Source organism: Arthrobacter sp. AQ5-05 (genome assembly GCF_003287975.1).
Classification (GTDB): domain Bacteria; phylum Actinomycetota; class Actinomycetes; order Actinomycetales; family Micrococcaceae; genus Paeniglutamicibacter.
This window is the reverse complement of sequence record NZ_QMKQ01000031.1, coordinates 1-21,302: the sequence shown is the minus strand read 5'-3', so window position 1 is coordinate 21,302 and position 21,302 is coordinate 1. Positions and strand designations below refer to the sequence as shown.

Annotated in this window: 21 protein-coding genes and 1 riboswitch; of the genes, 7 read left to right on the top strand and 14 right to left on the bottom strand. The window is 64.8% G+C overall.

What is annotated here, in order from left to right; translation table 11 throughout:
* Window positions 1-157 precede the first annotated feature (157 nt).
* Both DQ353_RS18215 and DQ353_RS18210 read right to left on the bottom strand, forming a co-directional pair.
* Window positions 158-2,692, bottom strand: coding sequence for an ABC transporter permease (locus DQ353_RS18215; RefSeq protein WP_113764607.1), 2,535 nt, complete (start codon window positions 2,690-2,692; stop codon window positions 158-160).
* Window positions 2,693-2,695: 3 nt separating this feature from the next.
* Window positions 2,696-3,448, bottom strand: coding sequence for an ABC transporter ATP-binding protein (locus tag DQ353_RS18210; protein ID WP_113764606.1), 753 nt, complete (start codon window positions 3,446-3,448; stop codon window positions 2,696-2,698).
* Between the two features lie 120 nt (window positions 3,449-3,568).
* Here DQ353_RS18210 and DQ353_RS18205 point away from each other — a divergent pair, with 120 nt between their 5' ends.
* On the top strand, window positions 3,569-4,132 hold the full coding sequence (locus tag DQ353_RS18205) for a VanZ family protein (RefSeq protein WP_146755325.1): 564 nt from the start codon (window positions 3,569-3,571) through the stop codon (window positions 4,130-4,132).
* Here the strand turns inward: DQ353_RS18205 and DQ353_RS18200 are convergent.
* From DQ353_RS18200 to DQ353_RS18190, 3 genes are read right to left on the bottom strand one after another with little or no spacing between them, the layout of a single operon-like run.
* Window positions 4,115-4,516: a hypothetical protein gene (locus DQ353_RS18200; protein WP_146755324.1), complete on the bottom strand. Its 402-nt coding sequence runs from the start codon at window positions 4,514-4,516 to the stop codon at window positions 4,115-4,117. The two genes, DQ353_RS18205 and DQ353_RS18200, sit on opposite strands and share 18 nt — an antisense overlap.
* 31 nt (window positions 4,517-4,547) lie before the next feature.
* Window positions 4,548-5,462, bottom strand: a complete 915-nt coding sequence (locus DQ353_RS18195; RefSeq protein ID WP_113764603.1) for a cation diffusion facilitator family transporter — start codon at window positions 5,460-5,462, stop codon at window positions 4,548-4,550.
* Window positions 5,459-5,857 carry an ArsR/SmtB family transcription factor gene (locus DQ353_RS18190; protein ID WP_113764602.1) on the bottom strand — a complete coding sequence of 133 codons (399 nt, stop codon included), beginning with the start codon at window positions 5,855-5,857 and terminating at the stop codon, window positions 5,459-5,461. Before DQ353_RS18190 ends, DQ353_RS18195 begins: the two co-directional genes overlap by 4 nt.
* Before the next feature lie 64 nt (window positions 5,858-5,921).
* On the opposite strand from DQ353_RS18190, the gene DQ353_RS18185 reads away from it, so the two are divergent.
* Together DQ353_RS18185 and DQ353_RS18180 are read left to right on the top strand one after the other, a co-directional pair.
* On the top strand, window positions 5,922-6,518 hold the full coding sequence (locus DQ353_RS18185) for a DNA-3-methyladenine glycosylase I (protein WP_113764601.1): 597 nt from the start codon (window positions 5,922-5,924) through the stop codon (window positions 6,516-6,518).
* Window positions 6,515-7,378, top strand: coding sequence for a DNA-3-methyladenine glycosylase family protein (locus tag DQ353_RS18180; protein ID WP_113764600.1), 864 nt, complete (start codon window positions 6,515-6,517; stop codon window positions 7,376-7,378). The genes DQ353_RS18185 and DQ353_RS18180 overlap by 4 nt, the downstream gene beginning before the upstream one ends.
* Window positions 7,379-7,497: 119 nt before the next feature.
* On the opposite strand, the gene DQ353_RS18175 is transcribed toward DQ353_RS18180, so the two are convergent.
* Together DQ353_RS18175 and DQ353_RS18170 are read right to left on the bottom strand one after the other, a co-directional pair.
* The gene (locus tag DQ353_RS18175) at window positions 7,498-8,346 is read right to left on the bottom strand and encodes a siderophore-interacting protein (RefSeq protein ID WP_286166898.1); all 849 of its coding nucleotides are present in this window, start codon (window positions 8,344-8,346) and stop codon (window positions 7,498-7,500) included.
* A 75-nt stretch (window positions 8,347-8,421) separates the two neighbouring features.
* On the bottom strand, window positions 8,422-9,078 hold the full coding sequence (locus DQ353_RS18170; protein WP_286166897.1) for a TetR/AcrR family transcriptional regulator C-terminal domain-containing protein: 657 nt from the start codon (window positions 9,076-9,078) through the stop codon (window positions 8,422-8,424).
* An 85-nt stretch (window positions 9,079-9,163) separates the two neighbouring features.
* Between DQ353_RS18170 and DQ353_RS18165 the strand changes: the two genes are divergently transcribed.
* Both DQ353_RS18165 and DQ353_RS18160 read left to right on the top strand, forming a co-directional pair.
* Window positions 9,164-10,798, top strand: coding sequence for an amidohydrolase (locus DQ353_RS18165; protein WP_220094062.1), 1,635 nt, complete (start codon window positions 9,164-9,166; stop codon window positions 10,796-10,798).
* Window positions 10,795-12,165: an APC family permease gene (locus DQ353_RS18160; protein ID WP_113764598.1), complete on the top strand. Its 1,371-nt coding sequence runs from the start codon at window positions 10,795-10,797 to the stop codon at window positions 12,163-12,165. Before DQ353_RS18165 ends, DQ353_RS18160 begins: the two co-directional genes overlap by 4 nt.
* 87 nt (window positions 12,166-12,252) lie before the next feature.
* Here DQ353_RS18160 and DQ353_RS18155 read toward each other — a convergent pair whose 3' ends face one another.
* Window positions 12,253-12,864 carry a histidine phosphatase family protein gene (locus DQ353_RS18155; RefSeq protein ID WP_113764597.1) on the bottom strand — a complete coding sequence of 204 codons (612 nt, stop codon included), beginning with the start codon at window positions 12,862-12,864 and terminating at the stop codon, window positions 12,253-12,255.
* Window positions 12,865-12,910: 46 nt separating this feature from the next.
* Window positions 12,911-13,033, top strand: a riboswitch (SAM riboswitch).
* Window positions 13,034-13,047: 14 nt separating this feature from the next.
* Here DQ353_RS18155 and DQ353_RS18150 point away from each other — a divergent pair.
* Window positions 13,048-13,482 carry a hypothetical protein gene (locus DQ353_RS18150; protein ID WP_113764596.1) on the top strand — a complete coding sequence of 145 codons (435 nt, stop codon included), beginning with the start codon at window positions 13,048-13,050 and terminating at the stop codon, window positions 13,480-13,482.
* Here the strand turns inward: DQ353_RS18150 and DQ353_RS18145 are convergent.
* Together DQ353_RS18145 and DQ353_RS18140 are read right to left on the bottom strand one after the other, a co-directional pair.
* Window positions 13,479-13,910 carry an acyl-CoA thioesterase gene (locus tag DQ353_RS18145; RefSeq protein WP_181578491.1) on the bottom strand — a complete coding sequence of 144 codons (432 nt, stop codon included), beginning with the start codon at window positions 13,908-13,910 and terminating at the stop codon, window positions 13,479-13,481. The two genes, DQ353_RS18150 and DQ353_RS18145, sit on opposite strands and share 4 nt — an antisense overlap.
* 29 nt (window positions 13,911-13,939) lie before the next feature.
* The gene (locus tag DQ353_RS18140; protein ID WP_113764594.1) at window positions 13,940-15,022 is read right to left on the bottom strand and encodes an App1 family protein phosphatidate phosphatase; all 1,083 of its coding nucleotides are present in this window, start codon (window positions 15,020-15,022) and stop codon (window positions 13,940-13,942) included.
* 129 nt (window positions 15,023-15,151) lie between these two features.
* Here DQ353_RS18140 and DQ353_RS18135 point away from each other — a divergent pair, with 129 nt between their 5' ends.
* Window positions 15,152-15,583 carry a pyridoxamine 5'-phosphate oxidase family protein gene (locus tag DQ353_RS18135; RefSeq protein ID WP_113764593.1) on the top strand — a complete coding sequence of 144 codons (432 nt, stop codon included), beginning with the start codon at window positions 15,152-15,154 and terminating at the stop codon, window positions 15,581-15,583.
* A gap of 51 nt (window positions 15,584-15,634) precedes the next feature.
* Here the strand turns inward: DQ353_RS18135 and xdhC are convergent, their stop codons facing one another.
* The 4 genes from xdhC to DQ353_RS18115 all read right to left on the bottom strand — a co-directional run.
* On the bottom strand, window positions 15,635-16,441 hold the full coding sequence (gene xdhC, locus DQ353_RS18130; RefSeq protein ID WP_113764592.1) for a xanthine dehydrogenase accessory protein XdhC: 807 nt from the start codon (window positions 16,439-16,441) through the stop codon (window positions 15,635-15,637).
* The gene (xdhB, locus tag DQ353_RS18125; protein WP_113764591.1) at window positions 16,438-18,795 is read right to left on the bottom strand and encodes a xanthine dehydrogenase molybdopterin binding subunit; all 2,358 of its coding nucleotides are present in this window, start codon (window positions 18,793-18,795) and stop codon (window positions 16,438-16,440) included. Before xdhB ends, xdhC begins: the two co-directional genes overlap by 4 nt.
* On the bottom strand, window positions 18,792-20,300 hold the full coding sequence (locus DQ353_RS18120; protein WP_113764590.1) for a xanthine dehydrogenase small subunit: 1,509 nt from the start codon (window positions 20,298-20,300) through the stop codon (window positions 18,792-18,794). The genes xdhB and DQ353_RS18120 overlap by 4 nt, the downstream gene beginning before the upstream one ends.
* A 787-nt stretch (window positions 20,301-21,087) precedes the next feature.
* A partial coding sequence (locus tag DQ353_RS18115; protein ID WP_286166896.1) for a 3-hydroxyacyl-CoA dehydrogenase family protein occupies window positions 21,088-21,302 on the bottom strand: 215 nt, incomplete at its 5' end.

Here is a 21,302-nt window from a genome sequence, read left to right as displayed (position 1 = left end):
TGGGAACAAGCCGAACATATCATGGTTGACCAGCACGAAGACGCCGGCACCGTGTCAGGCAGGTCTTGGCAGGCAGGGACGATCCGGTCTGGGGCCGGAAAGCAGGAAGGTCCTGCCCGGGGTTGGGCAGGACCTTCCACACTGGTTCACTCCGGCGTTATTCGCTGGCCAACCCCTGCACCGGGGCCAGCTTCGCGGCCCGGCGGGCCGGGACGATCGAGGCGGCAAGAGCCGCCACGACGGATACCGCAATGACCCCGGCCAGCTGCAGCCACGGGATGGACACGCTCATGGCGCCGAAGGCACCCATGACCGACTGGGCCCCGAGCAGACCGTAAGCCGATCCGAGCAGCACGCCCAGCAGTGCGGCAACCCCGCCGATGAGCACGGCCTCGGTGGCCAGCATCTTCTTGAGCTGCCCGCGGGTCAGGCCCAGGGCGCGCAGCAGCGAGTTCTCCCGCGTCCGTTCCAGCACCGAGAGGCTCAGCGTGTTGGCCACGCCGATCAGGGCGATCAGCACCGCGACGGCCAGCAGGCCCGAGACGATCATCAGCAGCATGTCGATGACGGTGTTGAACATCTGCTTTTCCATGACCCCGCCGCCCACGGCGTATTCCTCGACGTTCAGCTCGTCGGCGATGTCGGTCTGCAGGGTCCGCAGGTCCGCGTTGCCCAGCGAATCATCGACCTTCAACCACAGCACGGTGCGTGCGTTCAGGTCCTTGGCAACCGATTCCTTGGTCGCCCCCAGCATGGAGGTCGCGGTCTCCCAGCCCACGACCGGCTGCAACGAGTTGCTTTCGGTGATGAGCAATTCCAGATTGCCGGTCTTCCCGCCGAAGCCGGTGGCCTCCATGGTCTTGCCCTCGTTGTTGGAGGAGACCAGGACCTGTCCGGCGGCCGGGACCTGGCTGCCGTTGTTGAGCACGGATTCGAGAGACGCAGGGTCGGTGGCGAAGAGTTCCTGGCCGCTCTTGGAGCTTCCCACGGCGGTGAGTTCCGCCAGGTCCTGGACGCCGTTCATGGCCTTGACCTTGGCCAGGGACTCGGCCGGGAAGGTGGTGCCGGAGTAGTCGTTGACCTCCACATCCACCAAGAACTCGCTGCCCAGGGCGTCGCCCAGTGAGGCCTTGGCGGTCTGCGCGCCGACCATCATCATGGACACCAGCGTCACGCCGATCAGCAGCGCGGTGGCTGTCGCGGTGGTGCGCCCGGGGTTGCGGACCGCATTGAGGCTGGCCAGCTTGCCCGGCACGGTTCCGCCTGAGGTCAGCGCGCCGATCGCCGAGACGGTCTTGGGCAGGAAGAGCGAGCCGAGCATCAGCACTCCCGGGAAGGAAAGCACTCCCCCGCCGAAGGCAATGAGGATGTTTCCTTCGATGGCTCCGTAGGCGAGTGCCGCGGCGCCGGCCGCCACGAGCAGCGCGCCGAAGACGATGCGGATCTTGCCGGCCTTGTTTCCCATGGCGGCGTCGTCGGCCGGGCGCAGTGCCGCCAGCGGGGACACCCGCATGGCCTTGCGGGCAGGCATCCACGCGGCCACCAGGGTGATCGCGGTTCCGGCCACGATGGGCACTATGATGGCCTGCGCGTTGACGGCAAGGGTCGCGATGGACATCTCGGGCACCGTGGCAACCAGGATCTTGATCAGGGCAGCCATGATGCCGGTGGCCAGCAGCACGCCGGCGGCCGAAGCCAGCAGGCCGACCAGCAGGGCCTCGATGAGCACCGAGGAGCGGATCTGCTTGCGCAGCGCGCCCAGGGTGCGCATCAGCGCCAGCTCGCGGGTGCGCTGGGCGATGAGCACGGCGAAGGTGTTCATGACCACCAGCCCGGTGACCACCAGTGCGATCAGGGCGAAGACCAGCAGCACAATCGTCAGTTGGTCGTTGCCGCCGGAAAACGCGGCAATGTCCTTGACGATCTGTTCGTCGGGGGTGTTGACCTGGAAGTACTTCAGTCCGGTTCCCTCGAGGGCGGAGGTGATCGGGTCCTTGAGCCCCTGCAGGTCGATCCCGTCCTTGGCGGCCACCACGATGTTGGCGTAGCTGGCCTCCCCGGGGCCGGAGAGCGCATCGAGCAGGGACTGGCCGATGGTCAGGCTCATGGCCGAGCCGGTCATCGGGTCGCTGGATGCCGCGGTGATGCCCGAGACCTTGACCTGGCGGCTGATTTCCTTGCCTTCGGCGGTGGTGGCGCCGATCTCGAGGACATCCCCCACGGAAATATTGTATTCGCCGGCGTAGGTGGCATCGATCGCCACTTGCTCGCTGCCGGTGGGCAGTGCCCCGGATTCAAGCACCGTGGAATTGAGCTTCTTGTTGGTTGCCGCGGTGTTGGCCGAGGCGTAGTAGTCCCTGCCCCCGGCGTTGACGCTCACTCCGATATTGGCGGAGCCGTGGACGGCCGCCACGCCGTCGACGGATTCGATGGCCTTTAGGGTCTTGGGGCCCAGGACGTGGGTTTCGGGCTTGTCCTCGTCTCCCGCGGCCATGTCCACCATGTAGTCCTGCCCGATGACCAGGTCGGCTTTGGCGTAGGAGGAACCGATGCTGTTTTTCAGGGTTTCGGTGGCCGAGGCGTTGACCATGAGGGTGGCTGCCAGGAAGGCGGTGCCGATCATGACTGCCAGGGTCACGGCGATGAAGCGCCGCGAGTAGGTCTTGAGGTTGGCTAGGGCGAGTTGCAGCAAGACTTATGCACCCAACCCGGAAAGAGCCTGGGTGACCGTCTCGACGGTGGGGTCCTCGAGCTGGCCGACCAGCTCGCCGTCCTTCATGAGGAGCACGGTATCGGCGTAGGAGGCGGCCACGGCGTCGTGGGTGACCATGATGATCGTCTGGCCCATCTCGCGGGTGGAGGAACGGAGCAGCGAGAGCACCTCGGCGCCGGTGCGCGAGTCCAGGTTGCCGGTCGGCTCATCTCCGAACACGACCTCGGGGCGGGTGAGCAGGGCGCGGGCCACGGCCACGCGCTGCTGTTGGCCGCCGGAAAGTTCGTGCGGCTTGTGGTTCAGCCGGTCGCCCAGCCCCAGGGTGGTGACGATGGTCTCCAACCAGGCCTTGTCGTGCTTCTTGCCGGCCAAGGCCAACGGCAGCAGGATGTTGGCCTCGGCGGTGAGCGTGGGGACAAGGTTGAAGGACTGGAAGACGAAGCCGACCTTTTCGCGGCGCATCTTGGTCAATGCATCATCATTCAGCTTCGAGATGTCTGTCCCGCCAATGAAGATCTGCCCGTCGTTGGCGTCGTCGAGGCCGGCCAGGCAATGCATGAGCGTGGATTTTCCCGAACCCGAGGGGCCCATGATCGCGGTGAACTTGCCGCGGACGAAGGAGACGTCGAAGCCGCGCAGGGCCTCGACGCGGGTGGTGCCCTCGCCGTAGATCTTGGTCAGGTTCGTCGCATGGACAGCAAAGTCGGTGCTGGTTTGTGGTGCAGTAATGGTCATGGTTCCACGTTATGCTGCCGATGGATGGTTTTGGATCATCCGCAGGGACCCTTTATTCCATCCCTTGGCTCATACTCGGGTATGAGACAGCGCCTTCACAGGGTCCACCGATACGCTGTTATGTCTATGCTCTACTTCGCGGTTCCAACCGTTGCCCTGCTGGTCGTCATCGGCCTGGCCGCAAGCGCTGCCCTGTTGGCGGTGCTGCTGCATTTCGCTTCCCGCGGCCGCGAGCGGGCGGTGCGCCGGGTGTTGCTGGCGGCCATCGCGGTGTGGGCGCTGGGCTTGGCCGTGGCGGTCTTGCCGGCGGCCCCGCAGCCGGATCCCTCGATCCCGACCGGCACCTTTAACTGGGTTCCGTTCCTCGCACACCAGGAGCGCGATCTGGGCGTGGAGATGGTGGCGAACCTCGGGCTCTTTGCGCCGCTGGGCCTCATGCTGGCCTTCTACTGGCGCCGGTTCGCGGTGCCCAAGACCACCGCACTGGTGCTTGGCCTTTCCGTCTGCGTCGAGACCACGCAGCTGTTGCTGCGCAACAACCGGGCCTCGGACATCACCGACATCATCACCAATACCGCCGGAGGGTTTGCCGCAGCGCTCATCGGCTGGACACTGGTTTCCGCGGTCAGGCACAGGCGGACCACGGACGAATCCGCCGCCCAGGAATCACTGCGCCAGCGGTAGCACTTTGCATTCCACGTCCACCGGGTCCAGGAACGTGTTCCACAGCGAACTTGCCCGGTCGCATGCATGCTGGACGTCCCAATACAGGTCCGATTCCGGGTCCGCGTCTTCCATGCGGACCTCGATGTCCATGCTCCAGTCGGGGCGGCGTTCCAGGATCCGCACCGCGTGCACCGTCTCGATGTCCATCAAGCGTTCGGTGATGATTCCTTCGAGTTCCTCGTCGGTGAGGGTCTCGATGTAGATGTAGTCCCCCACGGCCAGGCAGAGCGCCGGCGGGTGCTTCGCCAACCATGCCGAGATCCCTGCGATGGTGCCGGCGACCACCAGGCACAGCCCGGCAACCACGGCGCAGAGCCTCCACAGCGCCGCCCGTTTTGTCATCGGCCAGGCCTTGCACATCTTGCGTGGCGGCTCAGTCGTGCCGCCCGTGCTCCGGGGTCTGGTGGCTGTAGGACTCGATCTGGAAGGTGGAGTGCTCGATGCTCACCTCGAAGTGCTCGGCCACGCAGGACTGCAATTCGCCCAGCAGGGTGGCCGCGGCCCCGGTGTGGAACGCCGCGTCCTCGACCACCACGTGTGCGGAGAGGATCGGCAGGTTCGAGGCGATCTGGCTGGCGTGCAGGTCGTGGACGGCCAGCACCTGGGGGTGCGCAACCAGGTGGGCCCGGACGTCTTCGAGGTCAAGTCCCTTGGGCGTGGATTCCAGCAGGATGTGCGTGGTCTCCCCCAGCAGCTTCAAAGCGCGCGGGATGATCAGGATGGCAATCAGCATGGCGGCAATCGAGTCGGCCTGCATCCAGCCGGTCGTGGAGATGACGATCGCGGAGATGATCACGGCGACGGAGCCAAGGGCGTCGTTGACGACCTCCAGGAAGGCCGCTCGCATGTTCAGGTTGTCGTCCCTGCCCGAGGCCAACACCATCATCGAGGCGACGTTGCCGAGCAGGCCGATGATGCCGAAAACGAGGAGCCCGCTGCCGGCGATTTCCGCCGGCTGGAAGAGGCGGCGGATGCCGTCGACGAGGGCATAGATGCCCACCCCGAGCAGCAGGGTCGATTGGAGTGTTGCCGAGAGCACTTCGGCGCGGCGGAATCCCCAGGTTCTCTTGGCCGTGGGCTTGCGCATGATCAAGGTGGCCGCCGTGAGTGCCAGCAGCAGGCCGGTGGAATCGGTGAGCATGTGCGCGGCGTCGACGAGCAACGCCAGCGAGTTGGTCAACAGCGCACCAATGACCTCGGCCACGAGGATGGTCGCGGTGATGCCGAAGGCCCAGGCAAGTTTCTTTCGGTTGGTCGTTGCCAAGCCGTGGTCGTGGTCGTGGCTCATCGGTTGGCTCCTTCCTGTGCCGGGGCCGGGCCGTGGACCTCGGTGAAATCGTGGGTGTCCAGTTCGTTCTCGTCGCTGGTGCCGATGTAGTGGTTCGCGTCGCCGAGCAGGTCGAGCAGCAGTCGCGGGTTGGCCAGTGAGTACATGCTGGCGCGCCCCTGGGCGCGCGAGGTCACCAGGCCGCAGTCGCGCAGGCAGGAAAGGTGGGCGCTGACGGTGCTTTGGGCCAGGCCCAGGTGGTCGGTGAGTTCCTTGACCTTGTGTTCCCCGGTGCGCAGGTGGGCCAGGATCATCAGCCGCGTGGGGTCGGCCAGGCCATGGAAGAGTGCTGCCGCCGCCGCATGGTGTTGGATGGCTTCCTGGCGCTCGTGGTCCACCCGATCTATCATCGTCATATTACGATGATATCCAATCATGACGATAAAACAAACGGACATGAAGCCGTGGCAGGATTGGAGCATGAGCACCGGAATAATCATTGGCGAAAACAGCCTTGCCCGCCCCGCATGGGCGGCGACAGATCCGATGATGCGCACCTATTACGACACCGAGTGGGGCATGCCCGTGCGCGATGAGCACGGGGTCTTCGAACGGCTTAGCCTGGAGGCGTTCCAGTCCGGGCTTTCCTGGGCAACCATCCTGCGCAAGCGCGAAAACTTCCGCGAGGCCTTCGCCGGCTTCGACCCCGAGGTCATCGAAGGCTTCGACGAGGCGAAGATCGAGGAACTTCTGGGCAACGCCGGGATCATCCGCAACCGCGCCAAGATCCTGGCGACCATCAAGAACGCGAAAGCCACCATCTCCTTGCGCGAGGATGGCGGACTGGCCGAATTCATCTGGTCCTTCCGACCCGAATCCACCCCGGTGCCCACAACCATCGGGGAAGTCCCGACCAGCAGCCCCGAGTCCCTTGCCATGTCCAAGGCGCTCAAGAAGCGTGGTTTCGCCTTCGTGGGACCCACCACCATGTTCGCCCTCATGGAGGCGCTGGGAATCGTGGACACCCACTTGGTTGGTTCGCACCGCCGCGGCACCTCGGGCATCTGGCCGGCATGAGCTCGCGCTTCCTGAAGTCCAATGGCCCGCTGGATCCCGGTCACATGATGCGCACGCTGGGTATCCACTCGATCCCCACGCTCGACATCCACGAGCCCGCCGAACTTCGGCACACCCGGGTGATCGCCGTCGATTCCGGGCCGATGGCCGTTGAGTTGGCGTTCGCCACGGACGGCGTGCAGCTGTCGAGCGCGGAGGCCGAAGCCAGCGACCTCGACCAGCTCGAAACCGCCGTCCGCGCATGGCTGGACCTGGACACCGACCTGTCCGGCATGCAGGAGTCCTTCTCCCATGACCCCATGCTTGGCGCCTTGGTTGCGGCCCGCCCCTGGTTGAGGCTGGTCGGCTACCTCAACGGCTTCGAGGCAGCCGCCACCACGGTCCTGGGCCAACAGGTGACTTTGGCAGCGGGCCGAACCTTTGGCGGACGATTCCTGTCAGCCTACGGAAGCGAGGGTCCCGGCGGGCTGCGCATCTTCCCGACGCCCGAGGCCGTGGTCGCCCCAGGCGTTGACACCCTGCGCGAAACCATCGGCTTGACCAAGACCCGGGCCGCCACGCTGTTCCTCATGGCCCAGGGGTTCGCCGCCAAGGGTTTCGCCGGAACGCCCGGCATCCCATTGGATCGCTCAGAGCTGCTGGCCTTGCGCGGCGTGGGTCCGTGGACCGCGGACTACTTGCAGATGCGCGGCCGAAGCGATCCGGACGCCTTCGTTCCCGGGGACCTGGTCGCGCGTCGAGCCCTGGACAGGATCACCGAACGCGAAGCAGCGGCGCTGGCAAGTTCGTGGGCGCCCTACAGGTCCTACGCCATGGTCCACCTCTGGGCGTCGGACACGATGGGCAGCACGCCGGCCTAATCCCAGTCGCCCGGAGAAACGGCTGGCGTTGCCAGCTCCGGAGCCAGCCAGCCATGATGGAGGTGCCCCCCGCACCTGTAGACCAGGGGGTCCAGCTGCTTAAGCGCCCTCCGAGATTCTCAGGCGTTGAGCGGCTCGGGGAAGATCTGCCCGATGGGTGACTTCTTTTCGGCTTGGAATTCGTCCTCGGCGCGGCCATATGCCCAGTAGGCCGACAGCGACATTGCGCGCCTGTCGACGCCGCGCTCGCCATTGAGGTAGGCCCGCAACGACTTCATGGTTTCGCGTTCGCCGTGGGCAAAGACCTGGAGGGTGCCTTCGTGCCACTCGGCGTTGCGCACCGCTTCCTCGAGCTTGGTGTTTTCCGGGGTGAAGTAGCCGCCGCGGTGCAGCCAGTGCACGGTGATCCCTACCGGCACATCGAGGCGCACCTCGTCCTCGGGGCCGGAGACCTCAAGATAGATGTCGCCGACCATCTCCGAGGTCATGTCCTCGACCGCGGCGGAGATCGCCGGCAGCGCCGTCTCGTCGCCGATGAGCAGGTGCCGGTCGAATTCCGGGTTCGGCGTGTAGAGCCCACCGGGGCTGGCGAAGCAGATCTGGTCACCGATCTTTGCGTTCTGCGCCCACGGGCCGGCCAGGCCCTGGTCGCCGTGGATGACGAAGTCGATCTGCACGGTTTGGGCGTCGAGGTCCACGTGCCGCAGCGTGTAGGTGCGTCGGACCGGGAAGTCTTCAGGGGCCAGTTGTTCACGCAGGGCATCGAGGTCATACGGGGGCACCAGCCCGAGCTCGGGTTTGGCGAATAGTATCTTCACATAGCGGTCTGAGACGGCCTTGTCCTGGAAATTCACGAATCCCGACCCCCCAAAGGTCAGTCGCATCATGTGCCGGCTCAGTCGCTCGCTGGCTAAAACCTCGAGGACAACCTGGGGCCGAACCGGACGTACCGAACGCTGGATAGTCACCAATTACCGCCTTTTTGGATTAGGGAAGATAAGCCTAGCCTAATCGACCAAGCCCCTGCTTAGCCAATGCCAACGTCATGAACCCGACCCGCCGGTCAGAGCCAAGCCGTCAATCATGATGTCCAGCCCCACGCCAAAAGCCTTGTCGGCACGCGATCCACCCAGTGGGGCCTGGGCGGCCAGCACCTCGACAAGCCCCGGCGTCTGGGGGGCATCCTCCCCGGGGTCAAACATGTCATCGGGCGCCACCATATCAAGTGCTGAACCCAGAATGAACGACTCCAGGGCCACAATGTCACTCATGACCCGGCCTGGCTCCCATCCAGCCGCCAAGAAGCCTTGCACCACGCATTCATACATGGCCAGGGTGCGGGCCGCCCCGGCGATCGGCTCGGTGGCCAGTAACGCAATCGCGTTCGGATGGGCAGCGAATGCGTCCCGGTACGAGCGCGCCCACCGCCCCACAGCTTCCCTCCAGGGCAAAACCCCAAACCCGCTGACGTCGATACTGTCGCTGACCACCTCGCGCATCCCCACCAATAGCGCCTGCTTGTTCTTGACATAGTGGTAGAGCGCAGGAGGCTTGACACCGAGTTCGCCGGCGAGCGCAGCCATGGAGAACCTCTCCGGACCCACGGAATTGAGCAGCTCGAGGGCAGCACCAAGGATCTTTTCGCGGTCGAGCACCGACTTGCGCGGCCGACCAGCGCGACGAATTTCCGACAAATCCACCAAAACCCCTTGCCTGTGACTCCGCCCACAGGTAGTGTGGGCAAAGTTTATTTAATCTTATTAAATATAGTTGGGAGTTGCCCCCTTGACATTGACAGTCTTTCATTCGGGTTCGATTGCCGGTGCCCCCTCGGGGCACATGACTGCTGTGGCGGTCACGGACGGGATCATCACCGCGGTCGGATCCTCCGCCGAGGCCCTGGTCCCGGCGGCCGATGTACTCCACGACTTGGACGGAGGTTACCTGGGACCCGCATTCGGCGATGGTCATGCCCACCCGCTCTTTGCCGGACTCGAGGACATCGGTCCGCAGATCCGCCAATGCACGAACCTCGACGAACTCCTTGCCGCAATCGCGAAGTGGGCGGACGCGCACCCCGGCGACGGTTGGATCGTTGGTGCCAGCTATGACGCAACGCTGGCCGAAAACGGACACTTCGATGCCCGGTGGCTCGACTTGGTGGTTCCCGACCGCCCGGTGCTCCTACGGGCCTGGGATTACCACACAGTGTGGGTCAATTCCATGGCCCTGGAGATTGCCGGAATCACGGCAGATACACCGGAACCCGAACTTGGCCGGATCATTCGTCGAGCAGATGGCACCCCCCTGGGAACATTGTGCGAGCCCGGCGCCATCGACCAGGTCACCGTCCATGTTCCCGACCCCAGCCAGGAGACGATGATCGCCGCTCTTTCCCGGGCAACCGCAACCTTCGCCGAGGCCGGTGTCAGTTGGGTGCAGGACGCATGGGTGGAAACCGGATCACTGGACACCTACTTGGCTGCGGCGCGGCAGGGGGCCTTGCACACCCGCATGAACCTCGCCTTCCGCGCAGATCCGACGCGCTGGGAACAGCAGCTGCCAGATTTTGCCTTAGCCAGGGACAGGGTGCTCGCCGCCGATGAAGAGCTGCTCAGCGCACACACCATCAAATTCTTCCTGGATGGGATTGTTGAATCACACACGGCCCACATGATCGATGCCTACGCGGACTGCCCCGGCAGCCGCGGCCTGCCCAATTGGGAGAACCAAGCATTCATCGACGCGGCAATTGCCGTGGATGCAATGGGCTTCCAGTTGCACATCCATGCCATCGGGGACGCCGCTGTGCGCCAGGGGCTGGACACCATTGAAGCGGTCCTTGCTGCCAACGGGCCGCGTGACCGCCGTCCGGTCATGGCCCATCTTCAGACCATCACCCCCAGGGACCTGCCGCGGTTCAGGGAATTGGGCGTCATCGCGAACTTCGAGCCGCTGTGGGCGCAGCAGGATCCCGTGATGACTGAATTGACCTTTCCCCGGCTGGGAGACGAACGGGCTTCACGGCAATTCCAGATCGGCGAGATCGCCGCTTCCGGCGTCAGGGTGTCTTTTGGCAGTGACTGGCCCGTCACCCATCACCACCCGCTGCTGGGCATCGGCACGGCAGTGACGCGCACCGGTGTGGCAGACCCATGCGGGAAACCGCTGGCCGGGGCGCCGTACGACGTGACTGATGCACTGGATTCCTACAGCACCCAAGTTGCCTACCAAGCCTTTGCCGAGCATGAACGAGGCACCCTCGCTTCGGGACAGCTCGCGGACCTGGTATGGATGTCGAGCGATCCACGCACCAGCGCCGACAACGAAGTGGCCGGGCTCAAGGTCCTGGGCACCTGGCTTGCCGGCAAACCCACCCATCTGGCAATACCCGATCGGGTATTGGAAGGAACACGATGAAGACCAAGACCATTGCTCCGGCCCCTGCAGCCAGGGGAATCCAGGACTCACGCCCCACCCAACTCAAACGCGTCATGGGCGTCCCGTTCCTGGTGCTCTTCGGGTTGACCTATATGGCGCCAGTCACCGTGTTCACCACCTACGGCGTGGTGACTGGGGTGACCAACGGGCATTTGCCCGCAGCCTACGTCGTTGGACTGGTGGCCATGCTGTTCACGGCATTCAGCTATGCCCACATGTCACGGGCGGTTCCGCAGGCTGGATCCGCCTACGCCTACACCCAGCAGGCCTTCGGCGGCACCGTGGGATTTGCTACGGGCTGGACGCTGATGCTTGACTACCTGTTTATTCCGATGATCAATTTCCTGCTCATCGGGATCTACCTGAACACCCAGTTCCCCGTGGTTCCCGCGTGGGCTTTCTCGCTGGTGGCCCTTGTGCTGGTGCTCGGCTTGAATATCATTGGCATCAAGTTCATCGGACGACTCAGTGCAACCGTGGTGGCTTCATCGGTGCTCATGATCGGCATCTTCGTTGCACTGGTGCTCAACCAGATCCTCAACACCGATGCGCCAAACCTGCTGGCACCATTCTCCTTCGGTGCCGATGGCCTGGGACCGATCTTCTCCGGTGCGGCCATCCTGTCGCTTTCCTTCCTTGGATTCGATGCGATTTCAACGCTGTCGGAAGATGCGAAAAATCCCGGCAAGTCGATCCCCGCCGCGATCGTGCTCACAACCTTGGCCGGCGGGCTGATCTTCATCGTCGTCGGCTGGGCCGGGGCGCTGATCCATCCGGACCACACCACCTTCACCGACCCGGATGCCGCGGGTGTCGAGCTCATGGCAGGCGTCGGCGGTGCGGCGCTCACCGCCATCTTCGTGGCAGTGTATGTCGTAGGATCCTTTGGCTCGGCAATGGCCTCGCAGGCCAGCGTTACCCGCATCCTGTATTCCATGGGGCGCGACGGGCTGCTGCCACGCCGCATGGGCATGCTCAACCGCCGCTTCTCCACACCCGTCTACGCGACCCTCGCGGTCTCCGCAGTGTCGTTGACCTACCTTTTTGTGAGTCTCGAGATGGCCGCCTCGGTAGTCAGCTTCGGGGCGCTGGTCGCGTTCTCCATGGTGAACCTTTCGGTCATCAAGATCTTCTTCATGGATGCCAAGGCGCGCGGCGCCCGCGCCGTTCTGCTCTACCTGCTGATGCCATTGGTGGGTTTTGCGCTGACCATTTGGTTGTGGACGTCCTTGTCGGGAACCAGCCTCGTTGTCGGCCTGATGTGGTTCGCCGCTGGCATGGTCTTCCTGGCTGTTCGAACCAATGGCTTCCGCTCCACTCCGCCGAAGCTTTCCTTCGAGGACTAGCAACACCGTCCCGGAACCAGGGCTGCCGCCCGCACGGCCTTTCAAGGCCGTGCGGGCGGCAGCCCTTCTTGTGTGGAACTGCGACTGCTACTCCAGGCGCTGGCCCTGCCAGCTGCGCAGCCTCCAGCTCGATCCTGTCGCATTCTCCAGGGTCACCACACCGGTGTTGGCCAACGGCACGGGGGAAAGCAGCGCGGAGTCGAAGTTGGCGCTCCGGGACGCAAGCCAGGTCACCAGCATGGCCGCGTGGCTGACCACCACCAGCTTCCCGGTCCCGGCGCCCCTGGCCCCCTCGATGACCGCGTCGAAGCGATCCAGTGCGGTGCGGGCGTCCTCGCCGCCGGGCACCCGGGCCGCAAGGTCGCCCGAGAGCCAGCGGAAGAACACGTCGCGGTAGGCCAGCTGGGCGTCGCGGTCGGTGCGCATTTCCAGTTCCCCGGCGGAGATTTCGCTGAGCCCGGCGTGCTCGGCCACTTGCAGTCCGCGGGCTTGCGCCAGCGGACCGGCGGTCATCCTGGCGCGCAGCAACGTCGAGGAATACACCGCGTCGACATCCTGCCCCTCGGCGCCCAACCGCTCCACCAGCGCCTGCGCCTGCGCCATCCCGGTCTCATCCAGTGGTGCCCCGGGGGCGGCGGTGTCCAACGCCTGCGCCACGTTCGAGGCGGTCTGCCCGTGACGGATCAAGATCAGTCTCATACCTTCACCCTAAATCGTCAGCCCCGTTTTGGTACGATGAAACCAGCTTCACGAGATGCGCGCCAGCTTTAGGCTCCGACCAGGCGCGTACACCAACCCCATGCTTCACGGGTGGTTCGGATGACGAAGCGGTCCTTGGCGGCAACCGCCCCGGGGACAAGAGCACACGAAAGGCGCCGTCCCTTGCGCAACCAGTCACGCCCGTCCGAATCCTGTACGTCCTTCCACCCCGGCCACCGCACCAATCCGCGGGCGGTCAAGTCCCTGATGGCCCGACCCACGCTGTGGGCTCCGGCCGATGTGGAGGTCATGGTTTCCCCCGTCCAGGGGCTCACGCTGCATGTCTTTGCCGGCGGGGCGCACCACCAGGTCTTCGCCCACGACCTTCCGGTGATTGCGCACCTGCTGCGCATCGCCCCGGCCCGTCCCGAGGGCCGCTCGCTGGGCCGGGTGAATTTCCACAACAACGCGCTCGCGCTTCCGGCGGACCCGCGGCGCAGCGCCGGGCTTGACTACTTCTCCTTCAGCACCGAGCCGCTTGAACCGTGCAGCTTCGAGCGGGACGAGGCCCTGGCCCGGGACTTTGACGCGTTGACGGCCGAGCTGCAGCGCTCCTAGCGGAAGATCGGATCCGCCCCGTAGCGGGCCATTGCTTCCTTGTTTTCCACCGACAGCCGCAGCAGCCGCTGGGTCTCGACGGAAAAGAAAGCCAGGGTCGTGGCGGCACGCACGCACACCCCGCCGTCGACCGGATCGTGGAATTCGTAGCAGATGTCGAAGCTTGCGGCCTTGATGGCGCTGATCCACAGATCCACGTGGGCCGGGACGTTGCGGTAATCCAGCGGCTTGACGTAGCGCACCCGGTGCTCGACCACCAGGATCTGGGTGTTTTCCGGGACTGCGGAAAACAGGTCGACCATCGGCTCGATCCCGGGTTTGCCGGTGCCGCCGGGCACGCCGAAGCCGGCGATGCGCGCCTCTTCCATCATCCGGACCAGGTTCACGTTGTTGATGTGGCCGTACGCGTCCATGTCTCCCCAGCGCATGGGGACCTCGACGCGGAGCGTCGGTTCGTTCACTTGCCCGGCCCCTGCTCGGCGTCGGGGCTGATGAGGCCCAGCGCCTGAAGCTTTTCGGCGATGCGTGCCCCGTCGGACTCGTACACCCACGGCACCCCGGGGGTGGAATTCAGGATCCCCTGGCTGCGCCCGCCTGCCAGCACCGCCTCCGAGGGGGTCAGCTGGCGGATCACGATCGCCGCGACGTGATCGGGGTAGCGTCTGGCGAACTCGGCGTAGAGGTAGGGGTCGTGCTGGCCGTCGTCCCCGATCAGCAGCCACTTCAGGTTCGGGAACTCATTGGCCAGGCGGCGCAGCTGGTCGGCCTTGTGCTGCATGCCCGAACGGAACCAGCCCCTGTCGGTGGGTCCCCAGTCGGTCAGCAGCAGCGGGCCCTGCGGGTAGAGGTTGCGCGAGAGGAAGCGGGTCAGCGTCTGGGCGACGTTCCAGGCCCCGGTGGACAGGTAGAAGGTGGGGGCGCCGGGCTTGTCGCGCATCAGCTTCTCCATCATCACCGGCATCCCCGGGGTGGCCAGGCGGGCGTGCTCGGACAGGACGAAGGAGTTCCAGGCGGCCAGCAGCGGGCGCGGCAGCGCGGTGACCACGATGGTGTCGTCCACGTCGGAGAGCAACCCGAATTCGGCGGCCGCGTCGACCATCATGACCGGGGCGGCCACGGCCGCGGAACCCTCGGTGTGCAGGGTGATCTCGTGCCAGCCCGGTGCCAGTATGGCGGCGACCTTGACGTCGAGCACTCCCCCGCGGTCGGCCTGCACGGCAAAGCGTTCGCCGTTGATGTGCACCTCAAGCTGCCCGTGCGGGACGATCGGGGAGATGAAGTTCCGCCAGCCGCGCACCCCGTCGGCGATGACCTTGGCGCGGTGGCGCCCGGCATCGAATGCGCCGGGCTTGGCCAGCACCAGGCGGGCGAAGATGCGCACCCAGCCCTTGTCCGGGTCCGAGAGCCCGTAGCCGGTGTAGGGCAGGACGGTCGGCACCAGGCCGCGTTCGCGGGCCCGTGTTGCGCGCAGTTCCAGGGCGCGGTCCTCGAAGCGTGCGGCGATGTGCCGGGCGCGTTCGGCTCCTGTTTCCTTGACCATGAAACCCAGTCTTTCATGAGCCGGGGAGATGGAGCGGATCGAAAGGATGAATTGGGCCGCGTTGCCGGAAAGTTCACCTGGCCGTCGCCACCTCTGGCATTTTTCTACAATTCGTAGAACTATGGAGACATGATGTTTGACCATGATGCAGATGAACCCGTGCTGGCGCTGACCGAAGAACAGGCCTGGAGCCTGCTCGAGAAAACCTCCCACGGCCGCCTGGCCACCGCGGTGGGCGGCGCCGTCGATATCTTCCCGCTGAACTTCGGCCTGGTGGGCAGGACCATATACATCCGCACGGCTCCCGGCGAAAAGCTTGCGGCGCTGACTGTGCACGATTCCGTGGCCTTCGAGGCCGACGGCATCCTCTCCGACGAAGCCTGGTCGGTGGTGGTCCACGGACACGCACACCAGCTGCAAACCAGCGCGGAGATCGAGGAGGCGCGCAGCTCAGGCGTCTCCCCATGGATCCCGACCCCGAAGGAATCCTGGGTGAAAATCGAGGTCAGGAACATCTCGGGGCGCCATTTCCGCCTCGGCGAACAGCCCGAGGCGGATTAGGGGACATCGCCGCCTACTGCCCACACATCCACCGGGCCGAACGGCTGAAGCTCAGACCTTGACGGCGCTGACCTTGTTCATGCGTTTGAGCAGGTCGGCTGCCACGCTGACCGCAATGGTGGCCGGGTCCTTGCCCACCACCTCCGGGTCCCCGATCGGGCAGTCGATCCTTCCAAGCGCAGTTGCTTCATGTCCGCTTTCCGCAAGATTCTTGCGGAATCGCTGCCATTTGGCGTTGGACCCGATCAGGCCGATCGAGCCAAGATTCGGATGCCGCAACGCAGCATCACAGAGGTGGTAATCCTCGGCGTGGTCATGGGTCATGATCAGCACATGTGTTCCACCGGGCAACCGACTGAGCACTTCTTCGCCAATGACGGCCAGTTTCGGATGGATCCGCGCCACCGCCGGTTCAAGCGCGTCCAGGCCCTGCAGGTTTTCCTCTCGGGAATCGCTTAAATACAGTTCGATGTCCTGCCGCGAAAGGATGCGGGCCAGTTCAAGACCCACATTGCCAATGCCAAAGATCGCCACCGCCCGGGGCACGGCCAGCGGTTCAAGCAAGATCGTCACTTCTCCTCCGCAGCATTGTCGACCATAGGTCGCCGGAGCCTTGTCATTCAGCCGCAAGGTCATGGTTTCGGGCACGTGCAGCGACTCGGTGAGCATCTGCCGTGCCCGTGCCACCGCTGTCATCTCCATGTTGCCGCCACCTATGGTTTCAAAAAGCTCGTCAATGGTGGCAACCATCTTGGTTCCGGCTTCACGCGGTGCATGTCCGCGCACACCAACCACGGTGATCAACACCGCCGGGGCGCGCTGTGCCCGTAGCCAGATCACCGTATCGATCCAGGTCATGAGGATCGTCCGCTGTTCAATTCGCTGTGCTCGCGAGCCGTCTGGACCGCCCAGAACACCGCTTCGGGCGTGGCCGGCGACGCCAGTTGCACACTGGTTCCGGGCTCGGCAAAACCTGCAATGGCTTGGCGCAATGCCTCGCGCACCGAAAGGGACAACATCAGGGGAGGCTCGCCCACGGCCTTGGAACCGTAGACCGCACCCTCTTCGTGGGCCTTGTCCAGAAGCGAGACGTTGAAGACCTCGGGCATTTCCGACAGGCTCGGGATCTTGTAGGTGCTGGCGCTCTGTGTCGCCAGCCGCCCCCTGGTCGGCCGATCGCTGGTGTCCCAACGCAGGTCCTCCAGGGTCAGCCAACCCGCACCCTGCACAAAACCGCCTTCGATCTGTCCCAGGTCAACCAATGGGGAGAGCGAATCCCCCACGTCATGCACCACATCCACCCGGCGCAGGGTGTACGAACCGTCGAAACGGCCGACCTCCACCTCGCTGGCCGCCGCACCATAGGCGAAGTACTTGAACGGCTCCCCCTTCATGATGCCCAGGTCCCAGTGCAGTCCTTCGGTCCGGTAAAAACCTGCGGCAGACAGCTGGACCCGCTGGAAGTACGCGGCGTTGACCAGTTCCTTCCAGCCGATGGATTCGCGTCCACCGAGGCTGGAGACCGTACCGCGGCTGAACCGGATCTCGTGGGCAGGAACGCCAAGCTTGACGGCCGCCACCTGGGCGAGCCGGTCACGGATCTGCTCGCAGGCGTCCTTGACCGCCCCGCCGTTCAGATCGCTGCTCGAACTGGCCGCCGTGGCCGAGGTGTTCGGGACCTTGTCGGTACGAGTCGGTGCGATCCGCACGGTATCGAGGGGGACTCCGAGGGTGGTGGCAGCCACCTGCAGCATCTTGGTGTGCAGCCCCTGCCCCATTTCGGTGCCACCGTGGTTCACCAGCACCGAACCGTCCTTGTAGACCAGCACCAGGGCGCCGGCCTGGTTGAAGGCCGTGAGGTTGAAGGAGATCCCGAATTTCACCGGGGTCAGGGCCAAGGCCCGCTTTGCATGCTCATGGCTCTCGTTGAACCGGGCAATCTCGGCTTCGCGGCGTTCAATCTCCGCACCGTCCAGCAGCTGCTGCCAGGCTGCCTCCATCCGTTCGGGATGGCGCACCGGCTGGTAGTACGGGGTGTCCTGCCCCTGGACGTAGAAATTCCGGCGCCGCAGTTCCCTGGCGCTGATCCCCAGTTGCGGTGCCACCCGTCCCAGGATGTCCTCCATGACCAGCATGCCCTGTGGTCCCCCGAAGCCGCGGAACGCCGTTTGCGAGGTCTTATGGCATTTGGCGACCCGGCCTTGAACCCGGATATTTGGTATCCAGTAGGCATTGTCAATGTGGCACAGCGCCCGGGTCAGCACCGGCTCGGACAGGTCCAGGCTCCACCCGCCATCAGCGGTCAGCGTCGCATCCAGGCCCAGTATCTTGCCGTCGTCGTCAAAACCGGCTTTCCAGCTGGCGTGGAAACCGTGGCGCTTGCCGGTCATGGTGATATCCACGGTCCGATCCAGCCGCACCCGCACCGGCCGCCCGGTGAGCAAGGCCCCAAGGGCTGCCACCGCGGCATAGCCGTGCGACTGCATTTCCTTGCCGCCAAAGGCGCCACCCATGCGCAGCACCTGGACGGTGACCCGGTGCACGGGGATCCCCAGTATGTGGGAGACGATGTCCTGGGTTTCGGTGGGGTGCTGGGTGGAGGAATGGATCATCAACTGGCCGCTTTCGTCCACCATGGCCAGCGAGTTCTGGGTCTCCAGGTAGAAGTGTTCCTGCCCGGAGAACTCGAACTCCCCCTCAAACACCCGCGCGGCGTCCCTGAATGCGGTCTGGCTGTCGCCCTTGTCGATCACCGGCTGGATTCCGTGGAAGCTTTGCGCGGCGATCGCGTCCTGCAGGGTGATCAACGAGTCGAGCGGTTCGTAGTCCACTTCAACGGCGGCGGCCCCGGCCTTGGCAGCTTCCAGGTCCTCACCGAGAACCCACACCACAGGCTGGCCGTAGAACATGACCTCGTCCACCGGCAGCATGGGTTCATCGCGTTTGGCACCTTGATCATTGACCCCGGGGATGTCCATTGCCGTGATCACCCGGACCACCCCGGGAACCCGGTAGGCCCCGTCGATACCAAGGTTCAGGATTTTTGCGTGCGCTTGCGTGGACTGCACCGGGTAGGCATGCAGCACACCGACCAACCGCTGGTCCAGGTCATCGGTATACAAGGCGCTTCCGGTGACATGTTCCACCGCGGATTCATGCGGATGGACTTCCCCGACAATGGGCCGCTCGGGACGTTGGGACAGCAGGCTCATTTGCCTTCTCCCTTCAACCGGTTGGTCTCTTGCAGTTGGGTGGCGAAGAACCGCTCCAGCGAGGAGGCAAGCATTGCCCTCCGGTATTCGGCGCTGGCCCGGTGGTCATCCATCGGGGTTCCTTCCTCGCCCATCACCCGCGCCGCGGCGCGGATGGTTTCAAGGTCCCATGCCCGGCCTTCGAGCATCTTTTCAGTGGCGGTCGCGCGCAAAGGGGTGGCCGCCACCCCGCCCAAGCCGATCCGCGCCTTGGTGATGATGCCGTCCTCGACGGCGAGCGCACAGCCGATGGCCACGCTGGAGATGTCGTCAAAGCGGCGCTTGGCGATTTTCTGGAAGGACGTCAGTTCGGACAGGGGCAGCGGGACGCGGATGGAGGTGATCAGCTCTCCGGGCTGACGGACCGTTTGCCGGTACCCGGTGAAGTAGTCGGCCAATGGCACCACTCGTTGGCGCGCCACCGAGCCAAGCACCAACTCGGCTTCCAGGGCCAACAAGGCCGGAGGTGTGTCGCCGATGGGTGAACCCGTGCCCAGGTTCCCGCCGATGGTCGCGCTGTTGCGGATGAGCCGGGAAGCAAATTGGCCAAAGAGCTTGCCCAGTAACGGGATCCGTCCTTGCAGTCCACGTTCCAGTTCACTGAGCGTGCAGGCCGCCCCGATCTCGATGTGCGTGTCGGTGACATCCAGTTGCCTCAGTTCACTCAGCCGGTCGATGGCCAGCAGTGAACGGGCCCGTGCTCCCTTGATGTTGACCTCCACGCCCCAGTCGGTTCCACCGGCGAGGGGCAGGACCTCGGATTCCTCGGACAGGATCTGCAGTGCCTCCTCCAGGGTTCCGGGCCTCCGGTAGCGGCCGAGCTGGCCCGTGGGGGTATCGGCGCGAGACAGGTCGGTGGTCACCACGGTCGGCGCCGGCCGGTCGCGGCGGGCAGCCAGCGCATCGTCCACAGCCGGCGTGCCCAATGCAAAGGCGGCATCGCGGATGGGCCGGTATCCGGTGCACCGGCACAGATTGCCGGAGAGCGCGTGCAGGTCGAACCCATTTGGCCCGCAGTGTTGGTCCCCTGCGTCTTCGATGCCCGGCAGGGTGCCGATGGGGGCAGCTCGTTCCGGCCGATAATATTCGGCGGCCATGCTGCAGACGAATCCAGGGGTGCAGTACCCGCATTGGGAGCCACCGCGCTCGACCATCTGCTGCTGGACCGGGTGCAGGTCGGTGCGGTCCCCCAGGCCCTCGGCTGTAATCACTTCCTGCCCGTCGAGGGCTGCGGCCGGCAGAAGACAGGCATTCAGTGCGGTCCAGCGTGTGTCATCGCCGTCCGCTCGGGCGACCAGAATGGAACAGGCCCCGCATTCACCCTCGGCGCAGCCTTCCTTGCAAGAGGTAAGTCCTTCACCGCGCAGGAAGTCCAGGGCGTTGGTGTGCGTTGGCCCGGTAAAATCCCGCACCGTTCCGTTAACGGTAATCAAACACTGAGAGTCTTGGGTTGTCTTGGCGGTCATGCCGCTTCCTCCTACTTCCCGCAAAGTGGGAAGCGCTGTGAACGAACGATTGATAATGGGCGCGCGACAAAGCGGCCTGCGTATCAGCGTCGGGAGCCAAAATCCGTGTCAGTTGGCTCGCTGCGTGCAGGCCAGCTTAGGCTCCGTGGGCAATCTGCCCTTTCGGCCATGCAATCGTTCCACCCATGAGGTCCTCCGGTACTTTCAGATCATCAATGTGGTTGGTTCACAAAACACTCAAAAAGTTCGCGGGCGTTGGCCGTGCTCGGCTGCCGCCTCTGTACTCCAAGCCGGCCGTCTTGTTGTCCACAGCTGTGGCACCCACTTGAGTTCTTATGAGCGGAACGGCAAACCCGCTCCATCCGGATCCGCCAGCCACCCAATCAGAAACGCTCCCGGTGGATAACGACCATCTGTAGGTGTCTGCCCTGGACATGCTCCGACCATAGCAGTGGCTGTGATCCGTGTCACGCATCATGTTGCAGTTGGTTCCCACCGTGCAAACGCAGTGGCTCCCCACCTGCCCAACGGCCTCGTTGCACTTCCTGTTTGGGCAGTTCACCGCCGGCTGCCACGAGACACCCACGGTCAAATGCACCAACGCCAACGCCGGCACCGAAGCTGGTGGATTGGTTCCAGGCGACCCTCCGGGCACGCCGTCGTGCTCCGGGCGCGAAGCAGTGGCGCACCGACCGTTTCAGCTGGCCGGGAAACCGGTGAGCCACCGTCAGCAACCACGGACGCCCGTCGCGCGGCAGCGCCCGCGCCCGGATAAAGCGACTTCCGGCTACCCCTTGTAGTCGTAGAACCCGGCACCGGACTTGCGGCCCAGCTTGCCCTCGGCCACCAGGGCAGCGATGCGCCCGTTGGGGGCGTCCTCGGCCGCGCCGGTCTCCGCAAAGGTGGCCTGGCCGATGAAGTCGATGACGTCGAGCCCGACCATGTCCATGAGCGCGAACGGTCCCATGGGGTGGCCCAGCGCGGTGCGCGCGGTGGTGTCGA

Coding starts and splice junctions, on each gene's coding strand:
- DQ353_RS18145 (WP_181578491.1), bottom strand. CDS start 13,910: ATGCGCTGGGGAGACATGGACGCGTACGGCCACATCAACAACGTGAAC.
- DQ353_RS18200 (WP_146755324.1), bottom strand. CDS start 4,516: ATGACAAAACGGGCGGCGCTGTGGAGGCTCTGCGCCGTGGTTGCCGGG.
- DQ353_RS18195 (WP_113764603.1), bottom strand. CDS start 5,462: ATGAGCCACGACCACGACCACGGCTTGGCAACGACCAACCGAAAGAAA.
- DQ353_RS18210 (WP_113764606.1), bottom strand. CDS start 3,448: ATGACCATTACTGCACCACAAACCAGCACCGACTTTGCTGTCCATGCG.
- DQ353_RS18120 (WP_113764590.1), bottom strand. CDS start 20,300: ATGACCGCCAAGACAACCCAAGACTCTCAGTGTTTGATTACCGTTAAC.
- DQ353_RS18190 (WP_113764602.1), bottom strand. CDS start 5,857: ATGACGATGATAGATCGGGTGGACCACGAGCGCCAGGAAGCCATCCAA.
- DQ353_RS18155 (WP_113764597.1), bottom strand. CDS start 12,864: ATGAGACTGATCTTGATCCGTCACGGGCAGACCGCCTCGAACGTGGCG.
- DQ353_RS18140 (WP_113764594.1), bottom strand. CDS start 15,022: ATGGTCAAGGAAACAGGAGCCGAACGCGCCCGGCACATCGCCGCACGC.
- DQ353_RS18135 (WP_113764593.1), top strand. CDS start 15,152: ATGATGTTTGACCATGATGCAGATGAACCCGTGCTGGCGCTGACCGAA.
- DQ353_RS18205 (WP_146755325.1), top strand. CDS start 3,569: ATGTCTATGCTCTACTTCGCGGTTCCAACCGTTGCCCTGCTGGTCGTC.
- DQ353_RS18185 (WP_113764601.1), top strand. CDS start 5,922: ATGAGCACCGGAATAATCATTGGCGAAAACAGCCTTGCCCGCCCCGCA.
- DQ353_RS18160 (WP_113764598.1), top strand. CDS start 10,795: ATGAAGACCAAGACCATTGCTCCGGCCCCTGCAGCCAGGGGAATCCAG.
- xdhB (WP_113764591.1), bottom strand. CDS start 18,795: ATGAGCCTGCTGTCCCAACGTCCCGAGCGGCCCATTGTCGGGGAAGTC.
- DQ353_RS18180 (WP_113764600.1), top strand. CDS start 6,515: ATGAGCTCGCGCTTCCTGAAGTCCAATGGCCCGCTGGATCCCGGTCAC.
- xdhC (WP_113764592.1), bottom strand. CDS start 16,441: ATGACCTGGATCGATACGGTGATCTGGCTACGGGCACAGCGCGCCCCG.